Origin of the sequence: Anaerococcus kampingae (genome assembly GCF_046365475.1) — a bacterium.
Lineage (GTDB): Bacteria > Bacillota > Clostridia > Tissierellales > Peptoniphilaceae > Anaerococcus > Anaerococcus kampingae.
This window is the reverse complement of sequence record NZ_JBGMEF010000019.1, coordinates 1-22,459: the sequence shown is the minus strand read 5'-3', so window position 1 is coordinate 22,459 and position 22,459 is coordinate 1. Positions and strand designations below refer to the sequence as shown.

22 protein-coding genes, 1 tRNA gene and 1 other annotated feature (1 of these 24 cut by a window edge) are annotated in these 22,459 nt (G+C 36.6%); of the genes, 6 read left to right on the top strand and 17 right to left on the bottom strand.

What is annotated here, in order from left to right; translation table 11 throughout:
- Positions 1-14 (top strand) — a binding site (T-box leader); it begins 218 nt to the left of the window's first position.
- A 42-nt stretch (positions 15-56) separates the two neighbouring features.
- The 4 genes from ACCQ42_RS05635 (at position 57) to ACCQ42_RS05620 (ending at position 2,372) form a co-directional block, all read left to right on the top strand.
- A complete protein-coding gene (locus ACCQ42_RS05635) occupies positions 57-824 on the top strand; it encodes a transporter substrate-binding domain-containing protein (protein ID WP_106459881.1) in 768 nt (255 codons plus the stop codon).
- A 6-nt stretch (positions 825-830) separates the two neighbouring features.
- Positions 831-1,535 carry an amino acid ABC transporter permease gene (locus ACCQ42_RS05630; protein WP_410035605.1) on the top strand — a complete coding sequence of 235 codons (705 nt, stop codon included), beginning with the start codon at positions 831-833 and terminating at the stop codon, positions 1,533-1,535.
- A complete protein-coding gene (locus ACCQ42_RS05625; RefSeq protein WP_410035604.1) occupies positions 1,522-2,241 on the top strand; it encodes an amino acid ABC transporter ATP-binding protein in 720 nt (239 codons plus the stop codon). Before ACCQ42_RS05630 ends, ACCQ42_RS05625 begins: the two co-directional genes overlap by 14 nt.
- Positions 2,242-2,282: 41 nt before the next feature.
- Positions 2,283-2,372: transfer RNA gene (locus ACCQ42_RS05620), tRNA-Leu, on the top strand.
- A 167-nt stretch (positions 2,373-2,539) separates the two neighbouring features.
- Here ACCQ42_RS05620 and ACCQ42_RS05615 read toward each other — a convergent pair.
- The 5 genes from ACCQ42_RS05615 to rpsF all read right to left on the bottom strand — a co-directional run bounded on the left by ACCQ42_RS05615 (position 2,540) and on the right by rpsF (position 6,269).
- Complete coding sequence (locus ACCQ42_RS05615) at positions 2,540-2,872, bottom strand: hypothetical protein (RefSeq protein WP_106459878.1); 333 nt, start codon at positions 2,870-2,872, stop codon at positions 2,540-2,542.
- 62 nt (positions 2,873-2,934) lie between these two features.
- Entirely contained in the window at positions 2,935-4,899 is a 1,965-nt protein-coding gene (locus ACCQ42_RS05610; RefSeq protein WP_106459877.1) for a sodium-translocating pyrophosphatase, read from the bottom strand.
- A 292-nt stretch (positions 4,900-5,191) separates the two neighbouring features.
- Positions 5,192-5,419 (bottom strand): 30S ribosomal protein S18, encoded by a 228-nt coding sequence (gene rpsR / locus ACCQ42_RS05605; protein WP_106459876.1) that lies wholly within the window; start codon positions 5,417-5,419, stop codon positions 5,192-5,194.
- 21 nt (positions 5,420-5,440) lie between these two features.
- Positions 5,441-5,983, bottom strand: a complete 543-nt coding sequence (locus tag ACCQ42_RS05600; protein WP_106459875.1) for a single-stranded DNA-binding protein — start codon at positions 5,981-5,983, stop codon at positions 5,441-5,443.
- A 1-nt stretch (position 5,984) separates the two neighbouring features.
- Positions 5,985-6,269, bottom strand: coding sequence for a 30S ribosomal protein S6 (gene rpsF / locus ACCQ42_RS05595; protein ID WP_106459874.1), 285 nt, complete (start codon positions 6,267-6,269; stop codon positions 5,985-5,987).
- Positions 6,270-6,427: 158 nt separating this feature from the next.
- On the opposite strand from rpsF, the gene ACCQ42_RS05590 reads away from it, so the two are divergent.
- Positions 6,428-7,177, top strand: a complete 750-nt coding sequence (locus ACCQ42_RS05590; RefSeq protein WP_410035603.1) for an SDR family NAD(P)-dependent oxidoreductase — start codon at positions 6,428-6,430, stop codon at positions 7,175-7,177.
- Between the two features lie 85 nt (positions 7,178-7,262).
- On the opposite strand, the gene ACCQ42_RS05585 is transcribed toward ACCQ42_RS05590, so the two are convergent.
- From ACCQ42_RS05585 to ACCQ42_RS05555, 7 genes are all read right to left on the bottom strand, one after another.
- Positions 7,263-7,592, bottom strand: a complete 330-nt coding sequence (locus ACCQ42_RS05585) for a P-II family nitrogen regulator (RefSeq protein ID WP_311532050.1) — start codon at positions 7,590-7,592, stop codon at positions 7,263-7,265.
- On the bottom strand, positions 7,589-8,791 hold the full coding sequence (locus ACCQ42_RS05580; protein WP_410035602.1) for a cation:proton antiporter: 1,203 nt from the start codon (positions 8,789-8,791) through the stop codon (positions 7,589-7,591). The genes ACCQ42_RS05585 and ACCQ42_RS05580 overlap by 4 nt, the downstream gene beginning before the upstream one ends.
- 147 nt (positions 8,792-8,938) lie before the next feature.
- The gene (locus tag ACCQ42_RS05575) at positions 8,939-9,871 is read right to left on the bottom strand and encodes a P1 family peptidase (protein WP_410035601.1); all 933 of its coding nucleotides are present in this window, start codon (positions 9,869-9,871) and stop codon (positions 8,939-8,941) included.
- Positions 9,871-10,548, bottom strand: a complete 678-nt coding sequence (locus ACCQ42_RS05570; RefSeq protein WP_265214994.1) for a beta/alpha barrel domain-containing protein — start codon at positions 10,546-10,548, stop codon at positions 9,871-9,873. Before ACCQ42_RS05570 ends, ACCQ42_RS05575 begins: the two co-directional genes overlap by 1 nt.
- A gap of 4 nt (positions 10,549-10,552) precedes the next feature.
- On the bottom strand, positions 10,553-11,713 hold the full coding sequence (locus ACCQ42_RS05565) for a nucleotide sugar dehydrogenase (RefSeq protein ID WP_106459869.1): 1,161 nt from the start codon (positions 11,711-11,713) through the stop codon (positions 10,553-10,555).
- Positions 11,714-11,777: 64 nt separating this feature from the next.
- The gene (locus ACCQ42_RS05560; protein ID WP_106459868.1) at positions 11,778-12,785 is read right to left on the bottom strand and encodes a hypothetical protein; all 1,008 of its coding nucleotides are present in this window, start codon (positions 12,783-12,785) and stop codon (positions 11,778-11,780) included.
- 24 nt (positions 12,786-12,809) lie between these two features.
- Complete coding sequence (locus ACCQ42_RS05555) at positions 12,810-13,427, bottom strand: class I SAM-dependent methyltransferase (RefSeq protein WP_106459867.1); 618 nt, start codon at positions 13,425-13,427, stop codon at positions 12,810-12,812.
- Between the two features lie 105 nt (positions 13,428-13,532).
- On the opposite strand from ACCQ42_RS05555, the gene ACCQ42_RS05550 reads away from it, so the two are divergent.
- The gene (locus ACCQ42_RS05550; protein ID WP_106459866.1) at positions 13,533-16,244 is read left to right on the top strand and encodes an ABC transporter ATP-binding protein/permease; all 2,712 of its coding nucleotides are present in this window, start codon (positions 13,533-13,535) and stop codon (positions 16,242-16,244) included.
- Positions 16,245-16,307: 63 nt separating this feature from the next.
- Here the strand turns inward: ACCQ42_RS05550 and ACCQ42_RS05545 are convergent, their stop codons facing one another.
- The 5 genes from ACCQ42_RS05545 to pflB all read right to left on the bottom strand — a co-directional run bounded on the left by ACCQ42_RS05545 (position 16,308) and on the right by pflB (position 22,332).
- Complete coding sequence (locus tag ACCQ42_RS05545; RefSeq protein ID WP_234025813.1) at positions 16,308-17,645, bottom strand: hypothetical protein; 1,338 nt, start codon at positions 17,643-17,645, stop codon at positions 16,308-16,310.
- 64 nt (positions 17,646-17,709) lie between these two features.
- Positions 17,710-18,522: a putative ABC transporter permease gene (locus ACCQ42_RS05540; protein ID WP_106459865.1), complete on the bottom strand. Its 813-nt coding sequence runs from the start codon at positions 18,520-18,522 to the stop codon at positions 17,710-17,712.
- A 27-nt stretch (positions 18,523-18,549) separates the two neighbouring features.
- Positions 18,550-19,221 (bottom strand): Crp/Fnr family transcriptional regulator, encoded by a 672-nt coding sequence (locus tag ACCQ42_RS05535; RefSeq protein WP_106459864.1) that lies wholly within the window; start codon positions 19,219-19,221, stop codon positions 18,550-18,552.
- A 9-nt stretch (positions 19,222-19,230) separates the two neighbouring features.
- On the bottom strand, positions 19,231-19,947 hold the full coding sequence (pflA, locus tag ACCQ42_RS05530; RefSeq protein ID WP_106459863.1) for a pyruvate formate-lyase-activating protein: 717 nt from the start codon (positions 19,945-19,947) through the stop codon (positions 19,231-19,233).
- Between the two features lie 129 nt (positions 19,948-20,076).
- Positions 20,077-22,332, bottom strand: coding sequence for a formate C-acetyltransferase (gene pflB / locus ACCQ42_RS05525; RefSeq protein ID WP_410035600.1), 2,256 nt, complete (start codon positions 22,330-22,332; stop codon positions 20,077-20,079).
- Positions 22,333-22,459: the final 127 nt, after the last annotated feature.

Genomic DNA, 22,459 nt, shown 5'->3' with positions numbered 1-22,459 from the left:
AACTCGTCCCTATAGGGAGGAGCTTTTTTTATGCCCAAAAAAGAAAGGAATTTATAATGAAAAAACTATTAATCGGTGTCCTATTAGCAGGACTAATGACAGGATGTGGATCAAATAATAATACTAAGGATGCTAAGGAGGCAGAAAGCGCAGATAAATTACCAGGTATCCTTGCAGATGGAAAATTAACTGTAGCAACTAGTGCAGACTTTGCCCCATATGAATTTTATGAGGGCGAAGATATTGTTGGTATCGACCCAGAAATTGTAAAGGCTATTGGTGAAAAATTAAAAGTTGACGTAGAAATTAAAGATATGGACTTTAACAACATCATAGCATCAATTGGTTCGGGCAGGGCCGATATAGGTGCTGCTGGTATGACTGTAGATCCAAAAAGGCTTGAAAATGTTAACTTTACAGATACTTACGCATCTAGTACTCAAATATTCTTAATAAAGAAAGATAGCGGAATCAAATCAAAAGATGACCTAAAAGATAAAACAATTGGTAGCCAACTTGGTACAGTAGGAAATGAGATAGCTGAAGAAGAATTTGATAAAGTATCCGCCTTTGCCAAATATCCTGATGCAGTTCTTGCCCTTCAAAATGGAAAAGTCGATGCAATCTTAATGGACAAAACTTCAGCAGAAAAATTCCTAGCTGCCAACGATGACCTAGAAATAATGGAAGCTGACTACGAATCTGAAGACTATGCCTTTGCTATTGGTAAGGAAGAAGATGAAGCAAAAGAGATAATAAATAAAGCTATCAAAGAACTACAAGACGATGGCACAATCGAAGAAATTGTCAAAAAATATAAGTAGGCCCTAATGTTTGACTTAATTAAGACAAATCTCTTAGATGATAACCTATATGTTTACCTGCTAGAAGGGCTTAAAATAACCCTTCTAGTGAGTATAGTATCCCTGATATTATCCTTCATCCTAGGCCTAATCCTTGCTATAATCAAAAAGTCCAAGCTAGACCTCAATCCAAAATGGGACAATCCAAAAGGCTTTGCCCTTAATCTTCTTGATAAACTAGCAGGCCTATTTATAACAATAATAAGGGGGACTCCATCAACCATCCAACTACTAATTATGTTTAACGTAATCCTAGTAGGACTTGATAACCTGGTAATCATTGCCATAGCAACCTTCACCTTAAACTCAGCAGCTTATATGTCTGAAGTTATAAGAAGCGGACTAAATTCAGTGGCTAAAGGAGAAGTAGAAGCAGCAAGAAGCCTTGGCTTATCATATAGCCAAGCACTTTTTAAGATAAGCCTTCCCCAAGCCTTAAGAAATGCCCTCCCAGCCCTAGGCAACGAAGTAATAACCCTCCTAAAGGAGACATCAATATCAGGATTCATAGGCCTAGCAGACCTAACTCGTGGGGCATCAATAATAATATCCAAAACCTTTAAGGCCAGTGTCCCTTACCTTGCGGCAGCCCTAATCTATCTAATTATAGTAATTCTAATAGAGCAAGCCTTCAAAGCCATGGAAAGGAAGGTAAAACATGTTAGAAGTTAAAAATCTCCACAAGTCCTTTGCAAACAACGAAGTTCTAAAAGGAATAGACTTAAAAGTCAATAAGGGTGATGTAATATCAATAATTGGCCCTTCAGGCTCAGGAAAATCAACCTTCTTAAGAAGCCTAAACCTCCTAGAAGAGATAGATAGCGGCGAGATATTATTTTTAGGAGAAAATGTAAAAGATATAAATATAAATAGTCTTAGAGAAGAAATAGGTATGGTATTTCAAAATTTCAACCTCTTTTCTCACTTGACAATAATAGACAACCTAACCCTAGCTCCAGTCCTAAGGGGCAAGCTAGATAAGGAGCAAGCCCAATTAAAGGCAAAAGAGCTCCTAGAAAGAATCGGTCTATCAGATAAGAAAGACTCCTATCCAGATGAGCTTTCAGGTGGTCAGAAGCAAAGGATAGCAATAATAAGAGCTCTCATGATGAATCCAAAAATCATGCTCTTTGATGAACCAACCAGCGCCCTCGATCCAGAAATGGTAGGAGAAGTCCTAAATCTAATGGCAGATCTTGCAAATGATGCCATGACAATGCTTGTAGTAACCCACGAAATGGCCTTTGCAAGAGAAGTATCAAACAGGCTAATCTTTATGGATGCAGGAAAAATTATCGAAGAAAGTAAGGACCCAAAGGACTTCTTTGCAAATCCAAAAACAGATAGGGCTAAAGATTTCTTAGGAAAAATAATTTGACAAAAGATAAAAATCATAGTATCATTTAATAGTGATACTAAGCGGGATTGGCGGAATTGGCAGACGCGCAAGACTAAGGATCTTGTGACCGATTTTAGGTCGTGGAAGTTCAAATCTTCTATCCCGCACCAAACTTAATTAACATAAAAAAAGAAGGCGTTGACCTTCTTTTTTTGTAGTTATATTTCTAATTTTATAATTTGCTAATGTATTTACATTTTTTAATTCGCCATATTTTAAACCTAGATAAAGTTTTTCCTATTTACAATATTTTACATAAAATTAATCTATATCTAATTTAAATATCACCCTTATCTTCAACTTCTTTATGCTTCTTCTTATCCATCAAATAGGCATAGATTAGGCCCACAATTACCATGATTGGGATTTCAAATCCGTTTAAATCAAATAATTTGGGGATTCCTATTACTATTATTACAAAGATTAGATCAAAGTTTATATAGGCCATCCAGCTTTTGTCCATGATTTTGTAGTTGTGATAGACCATCATTATGATGCCTGCTATGTATATGATAAAAAATATGAATTCTAGGTCTCTATAGCCCCTAAAATAGCTTAGGCCAAGGCCACCTAGGATTTGGACTAGGTATTCAAATAAATATATGCTCATGACTTGCTCCTTTATTTGATTATATCAAAAAAACGGCAGTTTTTAAACCGCCGTTTGATGTTTTAGATAAATAAGCCTGCACAAACTACTGATACTACTGTCATTAGCTTGATTAGGATGTTTAGTGATGGGCCTGAGGTGTCTTTGAATGGATCACCTACTGTATCTCCCACTACGCTTGCCTTGTGAGCTTCTGAACCTTTACCAAATTCTCCATCAAGTGTTTCGATGTGTTTTTTAGCATTGTCCCAAGCACCACCTGCATTTGACATGAATATTGCAAGTAATACTCCTGTTACTAAAGCTCCTGCAAGAAGGCCGCCTAGGGTTTCTGGTCCAAAGACCTTGCCTACAAATATTGGCACTACTATAGCAAGTACGCCTGGTATAATCATTTCTTTTAGGGATGCTGCTGTTGAGATTTCAATACATTTTTGATAATCTGGTTCGCTTGTTCCTTCTAGTAGACCTGGGTCGTTTTTAAATTGTCTTCTTACTTCTTCAATCATTTCTGTTGCAGCCTTACCTACTGAGTTCATGGTTAGGGCTGAGAATAAGAATGGTAGCATACCACCTACGAACATTCCTGCTACTACCTTAGAATCTAGGATTGAGATTGTTTCTAGCTTTAGAGTTTCAGAATATGTTACAAAAAGTGATAGGGCTGTTAGGGCTGCTGATCCTATGGCAAAACCCTTACCTATGGCTGCTGTTGTATTACCAATTGAGTCTAATTCGTCTGTTATATCTCTAACATGACTTGGAAGTTTTGCCATTTCGGCGATTCCTCCAGCATTATCTGTGATTGGTCCGTAAGCATCTACTGTTACAGTTGTTGCTGTTGTTGAAAGCATTCCTACTGCTGATAGGGCTATACCAAAGACTCCATCTGCCCAGAAGGCTACGATTATTCCAAGTCCTATAAGGATTATTGGATAAACTGTTGAAAGCATTCCTGTTGATAGACCTGCTATGATGTTTGTTGCAACACCTGTTTTTGATTCTTCTGCTATATTTTTTACAAATTTATAATGGTCTGATGTATAAATTTCTGTCAATAGTCCTATCAAAATACCTACTATGATGCCTGTAATTATAGCTAGGGCTGCTCTTAAGTTTCCAAAATATGATAAGGAAAGGATAAGGGCTGCTACAATAACTATAGATCCTGATAAGTAGATTGTTTGCATTAAAGCTGATTGTGGACTCTTGTGTTTCTTTCCTAGGAAAAGAATTGTTGATGCAATTGATGCAAGGATTCCGATTGATACTAATAGTAGGGTAAATTTAAGTCCTACTTCACCATAAGATACAAGACCTAGGGTTATGGCTGAGATGATTGCTCCTGCATAGGATTCAAATAAGTCTGCTCCCATACCTGCAACATCACCTACGTTATCTCCAACGTTATCTGCAATTACTGCTGGATTTCTTGGGTCATCTTCTGGAATTCCTGCTTCAACCTTACCTACAAGGTCTGCACCAAGGTCAGCAGCCTTTGTATAAATACCACCACCAACTCTAGCAAATAGAGCTACAGATGAGGCACCTAGGGAATAACCCATTACAATTGCTGGATCTCTAAAGATCATAAAGCTTACTACAAGACCTAAAAATCCAAGTCCTGTAACAGCAAGTCCCATTACTGAACCACCTGTAAAGGCAAGCTTTAGGGCTCTAGATCTACCACCCTCCATAGCTTCGTTAGTGCATCTTGCGTTAGATTCTGTAGCTGTAAGCATTCCTATAAAGCCTGTTAGCATTGAAAAAGCTGAACCTACTATATAGCAAATCATAATCCTATAATCTAGGAAAATAGCTATAAGGATTGAAACTACAACTACAAAAATAGCGATAAACTTATACTCACTTGAAATAAAAGTCATAGCTCCATTTTTGATATAACCTGATATCTCGCTCATTCTTTCTGAGCCTTTAGAAACAGGTAATATCCTCTCTCTTATGTTGAAAGCCATTAGGACTAAAGCCAAAATAGCTACAAAGAGGGATAAAATTTCTATAAACATATTTCCTCCTAATGTTATTAAATTTTTATGGGCTGTATGATTCAAATTATAAATATAAAAGTTTCCAAAAAGAAATTTCTTAATAATATTCCAAAAAGAAAAATCCTTAAAATCATACTGCCTCATATTATATACTTAATTATACTTATTTTTTAACCAAAAACTATCATAAAAGTGAAAGTTTTTGATAAATTTAAGATTTTTCTTAAAAAAACTAAATGTCACAAATAAAAAAGGATGCCGGCGCACCCCTTCTAATTGCTTATTGAAATTTATATATTTTTTATTATTCTTATTGTTCTTCGTAAGGCAATAAAGCTACTTGTCTAGCTCTTTTGATTGCTCTTGTTATTTCTCTTTGGTGTTTAGCGTTAAGACCTGTAACTCTTCTTGGAAGAATCTTACCTCTGTCAGTAATAAATCTTTTAAGAGTTTCGATATCTTTGTAATCTATTACTTTAGATGGGTCTTTAACAAATGGATCAACCTTTTTTCTTGGTTTAAATCTTCTTACTGCCATTGTTATTCCTTTCTCTATAATCTAGAAGGGAATTCTACCATCGTCTTGGATTTCAGTAAAGTCATCATCAAAAAAGTCATCATTGCCGCCAAAGTTATTTGAGCCTTGGTTTTGTTGATTATAATTTTGATTCTGGTAGTTGTTAGTTTGAGAATAATTGTTATTATAGGTATCTTGGTTGTCACCTGGGAAAGATCCACTATTAGCTGATCTTTGACCGTCATTTCTTGAGCCTAAAAACTCAACATTATCAGCAACAACATCTGTTGTATAAACAGTCTTACCTGTTTCTCTATCTTGGTAGCTTCCTGTTTGAATCCTACCTTCTACTGCACATTGACTTCCTTTGCTGAGGTATTTAGAGGCATTTTCGCCTTGTCTACCCCAAACTGTGATTCTTGGAAAATCCGCTGTTTGACGATTAGATGCTTCCGCTTCTTCTCTTCTTTCTCTGCTTAATCTTCTATCAATAGCTAAATTGAATGTACAAACCGCTTGGTTTGATTGTGTGTACCTTAACTCTGGGTCCCTTGTTAGGCGACCTATCAGTATAACCTTATTCAAATTAGTCCTCTTTTCTTATAACCATGTATCTAAGAATTGAATCAGATAGTCTTAATCTTCTTTCGAATTCTTTGATGTGATCTGGTTCAGCTTTGAAGTCTACGATATAGTAGTAACCATCTTTAAGATCGTTAATCTCATATGCTAGTCTTCTCTTTCCCCAATCATCAACTGATACAACTTCGCCATTTTCTTCGATATGACCTTTAAATCTATCAAGAAGAGCTACTCTGTCAGCATCAGCTAAGTCAGTTTTGAAAATCAATACTGCTTCATATATATTCATATTTTCACCTCCCTATGGACTATTGACCCCGTTTATACTACGGAGTAGAGAATTCCTAGTAATAATACTCCTTTAGCATCCTTATGTCAAATAATATCTTTAGGGATATTTATTTTCTAAAAGGGGTAAGTATTAATTAAGAAATAAAGGAGGCAAATATGAAATTATTAGAAGGAAAAGTTGCAATCATAACTGGCTCATCAAGAGGTATTGGTTATGCTGTTGCGGAAAAATTTTTAGATAATGGAGCAAAAGTTGCTGTTCTTGGTTCAAAAGAAGAATCTGCTAACAAGGCTCTTGCAAGCTTAAGTGAAAAATATGATCAGGAAAATTTTAAGGGTTACTGGCCAAAGCTTACCGATGAAGAAAGTGTAAAAGAATTTGTAGAAAAAGTCCTAAGTGACTTCGGCAAGGTTGATATCCTAGTAAACTGTGCAGGAGTTTCAGATAATATCCCAAGCCTTGATGCTGACCTTGCTCATTTTGCCAATGTAATGAATATAAATGTAAATGGAACCTACAATATGATCCACAAGATCCTTCCTCATTTCATAGAGAAGAAGGGTGGGGTAATTGTAAACTTCTCATCAATGGTAAGTAAAAATGGCCAACAACTTGGAGTTGCCTATCCGGCAAGTAAATTTGCTATAAATGGCCTAACCATATCCCTTGCTAGAGAGCTTGGTCCTTATGGAATTAGGGTAAATGCAGTTGCTCCTGGTGTTACAAACACAGACATGGTAAAAGTCCTTCCTAAAGACCAAATCGAACCTGTCAAACAAATGATTCCACTAAAAAGGATTGGCGAACCAGAAGATGTGGCAAATGCCGTCCTATTTTTAGCAAGCGATATGGCTTCCTACGTATCAGGAGAAATCCTCTACTGTGACGGGGCAACCTTTATGTAGCTTTTATTTAAAAATTCCTAGGTCCATTTTTGGATTAGGAATTTTTTATTTGGGCAAGAAAAAAGAGGCCCAAGCCTCTTAATCTTTATATTCCAACAACATCTCCCACATCTATACTAAACATCAAGCCTACTCCAGGCTGATTCATATCTCCTAGGACTTCCTTAACAGCATCCTTGGCAGCCCTTAGATCTTCATCATCAAGAAGGGTAAAAATCGTCTTATTATAAGGTCTATTATTATCCATAACCGACCTTAAAACCCCACCAAAAAGCGGTATATCTCCCTCAATAAGGGCTGATCCCATACCCTGAGAATCAAGGATTGTCGCCCCTGTAACACCCACATCCACAAATTTTTCTAAGATGTCATTTAATTTTTCTGTCTTATTTAAAACTAAAAATAACGCCTTCATGACTTTTTCTCCTTTACTAGCTTTCTTTTTAAACCGTCCACTTCGCCTGCCTTTGTAATTGATACCTTGGCAAGGATTGGCCCTAGGATTTCAAATATCAAGACTGAAAATAAAATAACTGTAATTATCTCGTTCGCAAAGTCTGGTAATTCTCTTGCTACAATCATTGATAAACCAATAGAAATCCCGCCTTGGGATAAGAGAGATAGACCTAGCCATTTGACAACTGTCTCTTCGGCACCCACAAGCTTAGCGCCAAGCGATGCTCCAGATATTTTTCCAGCTGCTCTAGACAGGGCATAAAATATTCCAAGTGATCCTATTGACATAAGGACTGATAAGTCAAGCTTAGCCCCTGCAAAAGTGAAAAACAAGAGATTGATAGGTGGGGCAAAATTATTTATATTATCAAAAACCTTTCTTGAATTGTTATGATAATTTACAAGCACTCCACCCACAACCATATTCACCAAAAGTGATGAAAGCTTGAAGAAATTTGCAAGACCAGTTGATAATAAAATTACTGTAATAATTGCCGAAAGCTCATCATCCTTTGACCTAACTTTCTTAATTAAATAGGTAAATACTAAGCCAATTAAAAGTCCTAATAAAAATGACAGGGCAATTTCTATCAGCGGACTAAGTATCATCATAGGTATTGATAAGCTCTTTTCTCCAATGGCAAATTTGGCCAAGGACATAGAAACTCCAAAGCTTATAATTCCAAGGACATCATCAAGGGCTGCAACTGGTAAAATTGTCTTGGTAAGTGGCCCATAGGCTCTAAATTGCCTAATAACCATCATTGTCCCTGCTGGAGCAGTAGCTGCTGACATAGAAGCTATGATAATTGAAAAAACAAAGGACTTGTCCAAAATAAAATACATGACTGAAAATACTAAAATCAAGACCCCAAGGACCTCAAAAACAGTGATTACAAAGACGTCCTTGCCAAGCTTTTTCAAATCTTCTAGCCTAAACTCACTTCCAATCGAAAAGGCAATAATTCCTAGGGCAAACTCATTTACAAAGTCGACCATAGGCTGGTTAGCCTCACTTAAAACATTTAAAAATGAAGGTCCTAATAACAAACCAGCCACTATATAACCTGTGACATTTGGCAATTTAAACCTTCGTGAAATCTTGCCTCCAATAATTCCCAAAAAAATCATCAGGGCTAATTTAATCTGAATATCCAATAAAATCCTCCTCCATCCTTATTTCATAATTTTATAAGATATATTATAATACATATATATTATACTATTTAAGTAAATATAAGCTAATCTTGTCAATTTATAGGCAAAGAAAAAGACTAGGAGTTCCTAGCCTCTTGAATATCAGCATTAATTTTCAATTTCTCCTAAGCTATAAATAGCATTGGCAATGGCTTTGCTCATGACATCAGCTGCCAAGGCGCCAACCAGGTTAATATCTGCCTTGATTTTATTGGTAGCTAAGGAGAATATTGTATCCCCATCCATCATTGTGTGGACTGGATTAATCGATCTAGCATAGCCATCATGGGCCATGCCGGCAATTTTTGTAAGCTCAGTCTTAGTAAAGGTCGCATTGGTTGCTACTGCCCCAATTGTTGTGTTAGTTGGCTTGATATCAGCAAAAGATCCTAGGATTTGGTCTAGGTAATCCATGGTTTTTACCATCTTGCCATCTATAGTTGGTCCTGCGATTTGAAGGCCCTTATGGTAGTCATAGATATCTCCAAAGGCATTTACAGCAACGATTGCAGATACAACTAGGTCACCCCTTTTTATTGAAGCTTGGCCAAGACCTGATTTCATCAAATGGTCTGGACCAAGGCCCTTGGCAACTGTTGCTCCAGTCCCTGCTCCAACTAGTCCCTGGCTCTTATCTTCATAGTTTGCATTTTCATAAGCCTTTTGAGTCATGGCTTTGTTTGGTCTTGCCTTAGAACTTTTATAGGCTAGGTCAAATAAAACCGCCTGGCTAATTATTGGCACGACTCCCACACCTACATTAAAACCAATCCCTTCATTTTCAAGGATTTTCATCAAAGCCGAGGAAGCCTCAAGTCCATAGGCAGACCCTCCTGAAAGGATAAGGCCGCTTAGCTCTGAAACTTGGTTTAGAGGATTTAATAGGTCAGTCTCTCTAGTGCCTGGCGCCCCTCCCCTTACATCAACTCCTGCGGTATTACCTGGATCTGGAAGGATTATGCTTAGGCCTGTGCCTCCCTCTAAGTCTTGGGCGTGACCTAATTTTATATTTCCAACATCAGTAAAATATCCACCATACATTAGATATCCTCGTTTCTATACTTATCCATCATTGACCCAAAGACATCTGATGATGAAGGTGGGGTGTAGGAAATAGCATTTGCCCCTGCATCGATGGTCTCTAGGATGGATTTGCCGTCCTTACCACCAGTGGCAATTATAGGGAACTTATCTCCAATATCAGCCCTAATGTGGGCAACTAAATCTGCTGTATACTTGCCCCCTGATACATTTAAAATCTCTGCTCCTGCCGCAATTTTTGCCTTGTAATCATCCTTAAGGGATGTCACAGTGGCTATGACTGGTATGTCTACAAATTTAGAAATCTCTTCTATATCTTCGTGAGGAATTGGCCCATTTACTACCACTCCATAGGCTCCTGCAAGCTCAGCATAATAGGCTATCGCCCTTGACCTTGGTCCTTGAGTTGTTCCCCCACCCACTCCTATAAAGCAAGGCACGCTTGCAATAGAAATTATAGATTCTGTTATAGAATTAAGGGGTGTGTATGGATATACTGCCATAATTGAGTCGGCGTTTGAATTTCTAATTATTGCAAGGTCTGTCGTAAATAGCAGAGATTTAATTCTCTTATCAAAAATCTTGATCCCGCTTGCCTTATAAATTTCTTCTGGTACTGATATAAATGATTTTCTAAGTTTGGAATGTACCTCGGGTACGAATTTTTTATCTGTCATAATATTAATCCCTGTTAAATAAATCTCTAGTGTAGACCCTTTCTCTTACATCTATAAGCTCGTCTTCAAGCCTATTTGCTAAGATTAGGTCTGCCTTTTTAAAATCTTCTAAATTATTAACGACCTTCATGCCTTCAAAATCATCGCCGTCAATATTTGGCTCATATATAATTAAATTTGCTCCCTCTTTTTTGAGATTTTCAATCACATCAAAGATAGCAGACTTTCTAAAATTATCTGAACCCTTTTTCATAACCAACCTATAGATGCCGATTAAGTTTGGCTTCTTATCCATAATGTCCTTGCTTAGATAATCTTTTCTGATATCATTGGAATCAATAATTGCCTTAAATAAGGCATTTGGTATGCCGGCAAAGTTGGCATAAAGCTGCTTGGTGTCCTTTGGCAAGCAATAACCGCCATAACCAAATGATGGGTTATTGTAATGGTCGCCAATCCTTGGATCAGCTGAGACACCCCTTATAATATTTTTAGAGTCAAGTCCCTTGGCCAAGCTAAAGGAGTCTAGCTCATTAAAAAAGGCCACCCTTAGGGCAAGGTAAGTATTGGCAAATAGCTTTACAGCCTCAGCCTCGCTTGAGCCCATAAGAATAAGTTCTGGGTCATTTAGGGCTTCTTTCTTATAAAGACTTCCGATTTTCTCTCCAAAGCCCCCTTCATTTGAAACAATAATCCTAGAAGGATTCAAAGAATCGTAAAGTGCCCTGCCCTCTCTTAAAAATTCTGGCGAAAATATTATATTGTCACATCCATATAAGTCATTTATTTTTTTGGTGTAGCCTATTGGTATAGTTGATTTTATAAGAATTGGCAAGTCTTTCCTTATAGCCTTAATCTCCTTTATAGCATCGTCTAAGAAAGATGTGTCAAAATAAGATTCCTCCTCATCATAATTTGTAGGAAGAGCAAGGATTACTAGGTCGCTGTCCTTAAAATCATCTACTCCACTAGTCTTTGCCACTAGATTTAATTCTTTGTTCTTAAGATAGTTTTCTATGTAATCATCCTTAATTGGTGATATATTGTTATTGATAAGGTCAACTTTTTCTTTACTTATATCTACCCCAACCACCTCTTCTGATTGAGCTAGCAAAATAGCATTTGAAAGGCCCACATAGCCCATGCCAAGTACAACAATTTTCATATTTCCTCCTGATGTCTTCTGACTTATCTATATTAGATTTTACAATATTTAGCGACTTTTACAATTATTTAGACCTTATAAAAGCGACAGCTTCGTAGGGTCTTAAGAGGATATTTCTATAAAGACTCCTTGATGTATAAGAACCTAGCAAATATTTATATTCTTTGTAATCCATAACCTGGTAGCCTATATCAATTAAGACTTCATTTTGGCCCCTATTTGCTAAGAATAAAATCTTTTCGTCATCTTGCTGCCTAATAAAGGCTATAATTTCAGATTCTTTTGGGAGAATTTTCCTAAGGCCTCTTACCCTAGCGATTTTGCTTTTAAGATCAAATAGCTTTCGTAAAAATATCACATCATCAAAATCTAAATCACTCTCATTTACATAAAGGCTAGATTTCAGGAAAAATAAGGTCATGTAAATCATCCTCTTAGCATAGATTGGATAATTTCGGTAATTAATTCCATCCTGCCAAAAATTTGAATAAGTCAAACAAAGTCCAGACCCAGTTTCCCTAAAATTTAAACTAAGCTTAAGTAAATCTCTTACCTGCCCATCATAGCCAATTAGGCTTAGGCCAGGAAGCTTGGGATTTGATAGGGACCTCATACTTAGATTCTGATTTTTAAAGGTTCCAAGGCTTGTAATTTCCTTATTAAAAAAGGTATTTTTGTTAAGCTCTCTTATAGCTTCAAAAAGTCCCAAACTAGAACTTTTTAAATTTTCCAGACCTTCTAAATTTAAAAATGAAATCCCATGCTTAATTAAATATTCAATAAAATGATAAAGGCTTTTTCTAATTTTCGGATCAGAAAAATCAATGGCTGAAGCAGGTTTAGAAAGTAAAGCTGCCATCAAATCCCTAAGGTCGAAGCCTAGGCCGAGCCCCAGACCTTGCTTATTATAATAATCATTAAGATTAAAAAGTTCTTTTATCCCTGCCTCATTAAGCTTATCAGAGAGCCTTAAAATTATATAATCAGCACCCAAAGACTTATAAAACCTTGTATTTACTTGTAATTTCTTAAAATCTTTTAGATCAGTCCCTATAATTATTATATCGCCCATATCATCTTTCTATTTTTCTTAAATTTATTTAGCAAGAGTCAAAAGACCTGCGCAAAAGGAAAATTTTTCAAAGTTTATATCAGGAAAGGATTTTTTTATTTCATCATATACAAAATAAATCTCATCATCATCCCAATATTTTTCCGCTTCTCTCTTGCAAGCGTCCAAATCCCTACGGCTTTCAAAGGTCACATCACCAATATATATTTTTCCGCCATCATTAAGGAGAGTAAGTAAAAACTTTATGAGGACTACTTTCTCCTTATCATCCAAATGGTGGAGGGAATATGTTCCAACAATGGCATCATATTTTTTATCAATCAAATCACTAGCTAGGCCATCAGCAAGATTTCCTAGGTATAAATTTCCCTTTGGCATCTTTTCTTTAGCTAGCTTTAACATCTCTTCTGAAAAATCTTGACCGAAAATTTCAAGACCCTGGTCATATAGGGCCTTAGCTAACCTTCCTGTGCCAAAGCCCAGGTCTAATACTCTATGAACTTTAGAATTTAAAATCCTCTTATAAATCTCATTTATAATTTCCTTATAACCGGCAAAGGGATAGGACTTTTCATCATCAGTTTCTTCTACTGTCTGATCATAAGTTCCTGCCCATAAGTCAAAGCCTTTATTATCTAGCATTGTCTCCTCCAAGATTAAAACTCACTTATTATAAGTACTTTTTGCTTAGATTATACTCCTTTGCATAAGTTTGAAAAAATGTATAATAGACCAGAAAGGAAAAATATGTTAAAACTTAAAAATATATCAAAAATTTATCACACTCAAGGCTTTTCACAAAAGGCCCTTGATGGTGTATCTATTTCTTTTAGAGAAAATGAATTTGTTTCAATCTTAGGCCAGTCTGGAGGCGGCAAGACTACCCTCCTTAATATAATTGGCGGTCTTATGCGTTATGATGAAGGTGATCTTATTATAGACGGAAGATCAACTAAGAAATTTACCGACAAGGATTGGGATTTTTATAGGAATGTTAGAATAGGTTTTATTTTCCAATCCTATAACCTTATTTCCCACCAAACGGTCCTTGATAATGTAATTCTTTCCCTTACCCTATCTAATAAGGATACGGGTAATATGAAGGATAAGGCCATCAAAGCCCTAGAAAGAGTTGGCTTAAAAGACCATATTTATAAGAAGCCCTCAGAGCTTTCCGGTGGACAGATGCAACGTGTCGCCATTGCCAGGGCCCTAGTAAATGACCCACAAATCCTTCTGGCTGATGAGCCTACAGGTGCCCTTGATAGCGAAACATCCCTTGCCATCATGGACCTTTTAAAGGAAATTGCTAAGGATAAGCTTGTAATCATGGTAACCCACAACCAGTCCCTTGCCGAAGAGTATTCAACAAGAATAATCGGTATCAAAGATGGTCAAATTATATCAGATTCAAATCCTTACGAGGATACTGATACATCCGATAATTTCAAGATTTCTAAGATTGCCCTAAAGCTTAAGACAGCCCTAGGCCTTTCTTTTAACAATCTTCTAAACAAAAAAGCCAGGACCCTCCTTACAGCCTTTGCTGGATCAATCGGGATAATAGGCATTGCTCTAATCTTATCTATATCAAATGGGGCAAGCGACTTTATCGAAGAAAACCAGAAAAATGCCCTCAAATCCTATCCTATAGAAATTGAGAAGAGCTCAGTCGACTTAGCTTCCCTCGGCCAAATGGGAGAAGATGAAAATAAAAACACAGATCAAAGTAAGGTCGCATCAAATGACATAGGCCTTAAAAATAGGTCCAAGCTTTCTGGCAGCGGCTTAGAAAATGACCTTGAGAAATTCAAGTCATATTTAGAGGCTAATGACCAAAAATTATCTAATGAAGTCGGAAACCACTTTATCTCCTACACCTACGATGGCAAATTTGACATCTTCACAAAGGACCCTAAGGGAGAGCTTGTAAATACAGATGGGTCTGATTTTGAAAATTCAAGACCTGCTGGTTTTAATTTTCCATTTGCCTTTGGAGCTTCTAAGCAAAACCCAAATATATCCCAACTAATTACTACTAAGGATGGACAAATCTCCCCTATGGTCAAGGATGAATACGAGATTGTAGCAGGTCATTGGCCAGAAAATCCTAATGAACTAATCCTTTTCACCGACTACAACAATCAGATCCTAAGGTCCAAATTTTATGAATTAGGCTTTCTTCCAAAAAAAGAATATGAAGATATACTAAGAGATTTGGATGATAAGAAAAAAGTTGACATCAAAAAGGTCAGTCTAGATTCAAAAGAAATCCTCGGCAAGGAATATAAAATCCTAAGCCCTTCCGATTATTACGAAAAAGAAGGCAATAACTTTGTATCTATTAAGGAGAATCAGGCAAAAGTAGATGAGAAAATCAAAGACGCCAAGACCCTTAAAATCGTAGGCATAGCAAAAAAGACAAAGGACGATGACAATAGGATAATTCAAACTCCCCTAGCCTATACGGAGGGCTTTACCAAGGATATGATTGCCTATGTAAATAATCAGGAGATTATCAAAAAACAAATAGAAAACCAAGATACCAATGTCCTAAACGGCCTAAAATTTAGGGCAGCAAATGACGATGAAAAAATAAAGCAAAGTAAGGACTACCTAAATAATTTAACCGAAACTGACCTTGCAAGAGTCAATGGATGGATTCTTCAAAATAAGGAAGATTTGGTGAAGAAAATGCAAGAGGAAAGCAAAAAACTTGCCATGGCAGGCAAGGGTCTTGCTAGTACAAACGAGTCTCAAAATAACAAGCAAATGGTAGATTATCTTTTAAAAGAAGATGATAAAAATACCTTCCTTGAAATTTACGATGAGTTTCTAAAAGACTTTTCCTACAAGAAAAACCTGGAAAACCTAGGATATATAGAAGAAAAAAATCCATCAAAGATTTCAATCTATGTAGACAATTTTGAAAATAGGGACAAGGTCAAAGTCTTTATCGACGAATATAACCAAGGAAAAGATATTGAAAATCAAATCTCCTTTACCGACCTAATCGGGATAATTTCAAAGTCTATCACAGATATAATTGGAGCAATTTCCTATATACTCATAGCCTTTGTGGGAGTTTCCCTAATAGTTTCATCAATCATGATTGGAATTATCACCTATATCTCAGTCTTTGAAAGAACCAAAGAAATTGGAATTCTAAGGGCAATCGGTGCTAGCAAAAAAGATATCTACAAGGTCTTTATGGCAGAAACCATGATAATAGGCCTCTTATCAGGTCTCATAGGAGTCGGCCTATCCTATATATTAAATATCTTTATAACAAGGATAATGGTAAAAATGTCAGGATTTGCTGATATCGGAGCAAAACTTCCTCTAGAAGCAGCCCTTATCTTAATCCTAATCTCGGTAGCCTTAAGCCTAATAGCAGGGCTCATCCCATCAAGGATAGCTGCAAACAAGGACCCAGTGGAAGCCTTATCTGCTGAATAAAAAAGAAGCCAAACCGGTGGTCCCAATCCAAATAAGGGTTGGGCCACTAGCTTAAGCTTCTTTTTATTTGCCTTCTTTAAGAAGGTCAATTTCTTCTTTTAGTTTACTAATCTCTTCTTTAAGATCTGAAATTTCTTCTTTGGCATCTTCTATATCATAATCTTCATTTTCAGCGTCGATTTCTTCTTGTACAGTTTCTTCTGCCTTTTCGAGGATTTCCTTATTATCAATATGAGAAGAGTTTATAAGCTTCTTTAGCCTAAACTCATCATTTTCTGTAAATTCTACATCTTCATCAAGCTTCTTTCTCATATAGTGCTTAATTCCGACTCTTTTTAGGGATTCTTTTTTGATTTCTTGTCTTTCCTTAAAGTAGGCATAGACTAAAAGGCCTATCATAAAGATTCCCACATAGCCGATTATTGGATAAAATATAGAAACCAACTTCTTAAAGCCTGCAAAAGATAGGATAAAGCCTACTAAGGTAAGGCCTATAAGCATTAGCCTAAATCTCTTTTCTTCTCCCTTTGAAAATCTTCTGGCAAGGGCATAAAACAAAGAAATTCCTGTATTAAAAATCATGCCAAAAATTATAAGGGCCATGAAGATTCCAAGATATGGATTGATTTCCTTGATTATTTCAAGCATTGGTATATCAAGACTATAAACATCTTCTATCCTGATAAATAAGGTAAAGGCAATGATTATACCCATGATTCCAGCTATGGCTCCTCCTAAAAGGCCGCCCCTACCTGCATCTTCGCTTGCAAGTTCATCTCCACCTAGGACAAAGCCCATTGATACCGCTGTCATCAGGCACATACCAAAATAGTTTAAAACTGTAAGGCTAAGTGAGTTGAAATTTGATGGTAGGGTCCTTGCGAAATTATCAAGTTCTTGCCAATTGATATCAGCTGTTGTAAAGGTATAAATTCCTCCAATTAGGCTAAGCACGACAATAAAAGGTGTAAAGGATCCGATTATCTTACTAACCTTATCAAAGTCCATCATGCCTATTATTACAATCATTAAGGCACATATTACCCTACCGACATTTATATTTACTCCAAAGGCCTGGTTAAGGTTAGAACCTGCCCCTGCTATCATTACAAAACCTATTACAAAACAGGTAAATATAAGAGAAAAGTCCATAAATTTCGAAATAACTTGGTTAGTTATTTTGCTAAAAACATCTGAATGGTCTGTTGCTAGATAATGACTTCCTAGTATAAGTAGGACGCCACCTATGAGCATATGTAAAACTGCTACTATAGATATGCCGACCATGCCTGAAATCCCTAAGGATACAAAATATTGCATGAGTTCTTGGCCAGATGCAAGTCCTGCTCCGGTCAAGACTCCCACATAGGCAAGCATTATCGTTATTGTTTTCTTATTCATAATTCCTCCACTTAACGATAATACTTGTTTTTGCCTATATTTCAAAGATATTATATATTTAAGTTTATTTCTTATCTATCTTATCAAGCAAATCATCTAGTAAGTTAGGGAAGGCCTTAATAATTCTTCTCTCACCCATCTTATCAAATTTATCAATAAGGTCAGCACGAAGCTTAGCTCTCCTTGCTTCTATGTCCTTAAGGTCAGAGCGAACCTTAGCACGCCTTCCTTCAAGTTCTTTGATTTCAGGTCTTTCAGAAATCTCTTCGCCCTTTTCTTTTATAGCCATAGTCCTATCATAGACACGCTTACCAATATCATCAGAAACTTCCCTAATATCCTTACTAGCTGCTTCTAGCTTCTTAAACTTCTTATTTAAGCCGACAAGGGTGAGGATAGTTTGGGCAAGGTCTATAGCAAAAATTATAAGTAAGATGAGATTGGTGTAAAAAATAAATTTAGGATGCAAGAATGTAAAAAACCTTACAACCATAGGATGGACTGCCTCATATAAGACAAAACAAGCTAGGCCCCAAAGTATTGAAAACTCAAGGCATATGTAGCCACCAAGGTTAAAACGCATCCCAGAATAGTCCCACCACTTCTTATGAAAGATTTTTTCAAGCAAAAAACCTCCCACAAGTTCTAGGGCTGTGGCAATAAAGACTGAACCCAGAAATAAGATTAACTTATTAGTCTTTGCTATATCTGTCAGAAAATAAATAACTCCCAACGCCCCAAAGCCATAAATTGGGCAAAGAGGGCCATTCAAAAAACCCCTATTGATAAACCTACCCCTGTGGACTCCTTGAAAGGCCACCTCCATTATCCAACCGATAAAGGCATAGACAAAAAAATATCCTATGTAATAATTCATAAAATCATCTCCCCTCATTTATACAAATTATGAAGTCATCTTTTCTAGAGCTTCTATATTTGTAATTAAAATCTTACCCCTAGCAATAATCTTGATAAGACCCCTATCTTCAAAGCTAGAAAGCTTCCTAGATAAGGTCTCCCTCACAACTCCCGAATAAGAGCCAAGTTCCTCACGGCTTAGGTGAGATCTAATCAAAACCCCATCCTTTTTGACAACTCCTATATCATAGGCCAGATCAAGCAAGAGCTTGGCCACCTTCATATCAGCATTTAGGCCAACCAGCCTATCAATAAGCTCCTCACTCCTCCTAATCCTCCTAAAGGATTGGTCCAAAATCTTAAGGAGGATGTCATTGTTCTTTTTTAAAATATTATCAAAATCCATTTTTGATATAAGAAGAACCCTTGTCTTATCAAGGGCTGTGGCCTCATATAAATAATTCTCATCAGTCAACAGATTGTGGGCCCCTACAAAATCATCCTTCTTGTAAGTATATAAAATCTGCTCCCTTCCATCTGTAAGATACATAGAAATTTTTACAAAACCCTCTATTATGACATACATAAAATTAGGCTCATCACCAAAGGAAAATATGATATCTCCCTTCCTATATTCTAAAATCTGAGGCCTTATTCGAAAGCTATTTAATTCTTTTTCATCAAGATATGATAAAATTTTTATTTCATTTCTATCCATAAAATACTCCTATAAGGATTTTATCATATCTCTAGCATATTTTTCAAGGTCCTTAGCCTTATCCTTATCCATAGGCTCCATATTTTTAAGCCTATAATCTCTCCCCAAAAGTTTGTATTTATCGACACCCATGGTATGGTAAGGCAAGATTTCAAACTTATCAATATTCTTCTTGAGGGGAGATATAAATTCGATAAGTTTTTCCATATCATCTTTTGTATCTGTCACAAAAGGCATCATTACATGCCTAATCCAAATCCTGGTAGAAGAGTCTTCTATTAGTTTCATAAATTCGCGAAGAGGCTTTTGGTCAATTCCTGTAAGGGCCTTAAAAAAGTAAGGGTCATAGTGTTTTATATCAAGGATAATGAGGTCAGCTTCCCTTACTATATCCCTATTATATTTTGGATTTCCTATACCTGAAGTGTCAATTGCCACATGGATTCCTTCCTTATGAAGAGCTCTTATGGCATCAAGGACAAATTCTCCACTAAAAAGAGGCTCACCACCTGATAAGGTAACGCCGCCTCCATTTTTATAATAAGGTTTCATCCTAAGGGCCATCTTTACCAATTCATCCAGGCTAAATTCCCTACCAAAAGTAGGAGATTGGGTGTCGGGATTGTGACAAAAAGCACATCTTAAAGGGCAACCTGATAGGAAAAATACAGTCCTAATCCCAGGTCCATCAACTAGTCCCATTGTTTCTATAGAATGAACTTTCATATAAACTCCTTAAAATTATCCTTATTTAAAATTATTTCTCTTGTATATAGTAAAATCTACTTATCTTATAAAAGAAAAGTCCAAGGGACTCTACTGAGTCCCCCTTACATTTATTTTTAAAATATTTTCCTATCTTGTTTGATGGAAGGTTCTTTCTAGGACTTCTCTCTTTTGCTCATCTGTGAGCCTGTTAAAGTGAACAGCATATCCTGACACTCTGATTGTTAAGTTTGGATATTTATCTGGGTTATGGTAGGCATCTAGTAATTTTTCCCTTTGTAGGACGTTTACATTTAGGTGGAAGGCGTCTTGGCCGAAGTAGCCATCCATTATATTTACTAGATTTTCTATCCTTACCTCTTCTTCCTTACCTAGGGCATCTGGCACTATAGAGAAGGTATTTGAAATGCCATCTTCACATACACATTCGTAAGGAAGCTTAGCTACTGAGTTTAGACTTGCTAGTGCACCTGACTCATCCCTACCATGCATTGGGTTTGCACCTGGTGCAAAGGCTTCTCCTGCCTTTCTTCCATCTGGTGTTGATCCAGTTTTCTTACCATACATTACATTTGATGTTATGGTTAAGGCTGACAGGGTTATCTTAGAATTTTTATAGGTTGCGTGTTTTTTAAGCTCATTGCTAAAGTAGGTTAATATTTCTACAGCTATTTCATCTACCCTATCATCATCATTGCCATATTTAGGGAAGTCTCCCTCAGTTTCAAAGTCTACAGCTATTCCATTTTCATCCCTTACTGCTTTAACTTTGGCATATTTTATTGCAGATAGGGAATCAGCTACTATTGAAAGTCCAGCCACTCCTGTCGCAAGATTCCTCTTTACATAGGTATCATGAAGGGCCATTTGTCCAGCTTCATAAGCGTATTTGTCATGCATAAAGTGGATAACATTTAGGGTTTTAACATAAAGTCCTGCTAATTCTGATAAGACTTTCTTATAATTTGTGAGGACTTGATCATAGTCTAGATATTCACTTGTTATTGGCTCAATATCTTCAAATACTCTTATTAGGCTGCCATCCTTATTCCCTTTCTTTTCATCAACTGCTCCATTTATTGAATATAGCAATGATTTTGCAAGGTTAGCACGGGCTCCGAAAAATTGCATTTCCTTGCCCACTTCCATGGCTGATACACAGCAAGCTATGGCATAGTCATCCCCATACATATTTCTCATTAAGTCATCATTTTCGTATTGGATAGAATCTGTAAGAATTGAAACCTTAGAACAAAACTTCTTCCAACCTTCAGGAAGTTTTTCAGCCCAAAGAATCGTCATGTTTGGTTCTGGTGCAGATCCTAGGTTAATAAGGGTATTTAGGTATCTGAAGGCTGTCTTTGTAACAAGAGTCCTTCCATCTAGACCCATACCACCAATTGATTCTGTTACCCAAGTTGGGTCTCCTCCGAAAACTTCATCATAGTCTGGAGTTCTAAGGTGGCGAACAAGTCTTAGTTTGATAACAAGTTGGTCAATTATTTCTTGGGCACCAAGTTCATCTAGGATTCCCCTGTCCATATCTCTTTTGATATAAATATCTAAGAAACCTGCATTTCTACCAATTGACATGGCAGCCCCATTGTTTTCTTTAACAGCTGCTAGGTAGCCAAAGTATAAAAATTGTGCAGCTTCCCTAGCATCTGTAGCTGGATTTGAAATATCAATACCATATTTAGCCGCCATATTTTTGATCTTGCCAAGGGCTCTTATTTGCTCACTAACTTCTTCCCTAAGTCTTATACTTGCTTCTAGGTTATTTTCGTCAATTTCAATCTTATCTAAGTCTTTTTTCTTCTCTTCAACTAGCCTGTCGATACCATAAAGGGCAACTCTCCTGTAATCGCCGATTATCCTACCACGACCATAGGCATCTGGTAAACCTGTCAAAAGTCCCACAGTTCTTGCCTTTCTCATATCTTTTGTATAGGCATCGAAAACACCCTCATTATGAGTTTTTCTAAATTCTTTAAAATACTTAGCTTGAACAGGATCCATCTCTTGACCATAAGCTTCAAGAGACTGCTCAACCATCCTGTAGCCACCATAAGGGTTAACTATTCTTTTAAGGACTTCATCAGTTTGCAGACCAACTATAACTTCGTTTTCCTTGTCAATATAGCCTGCGTCAAACCCATCTATAGAAGAAAACCTGCTTGTATCTGCATTTCTGTAAGAATCTCTTATTTCTTTATTAATTAATTCTTCTACTTGGTCAAACAGTTTCCTTGTTCTCTCACTCTTTGGAGCTAAAAACTCATCACTTCCCTCATAAGGTGTGTAGTTTTCTTGGATAAAATCACGAACGTTAATTTCATCCTTCCACTTTTGTCCTTTAAATCCATCGTATGCTAATTTTTCCATACTTCCTCCTAATATATTTTTTAAAAGCAATGCTTTTTTATTTTCTGTCTATATTATATATGGAAAAAGTTTTCTTGTATGTGACCTTGGTCACTTGACCAATCGAATAGGGGCTAAGATCTAGCCC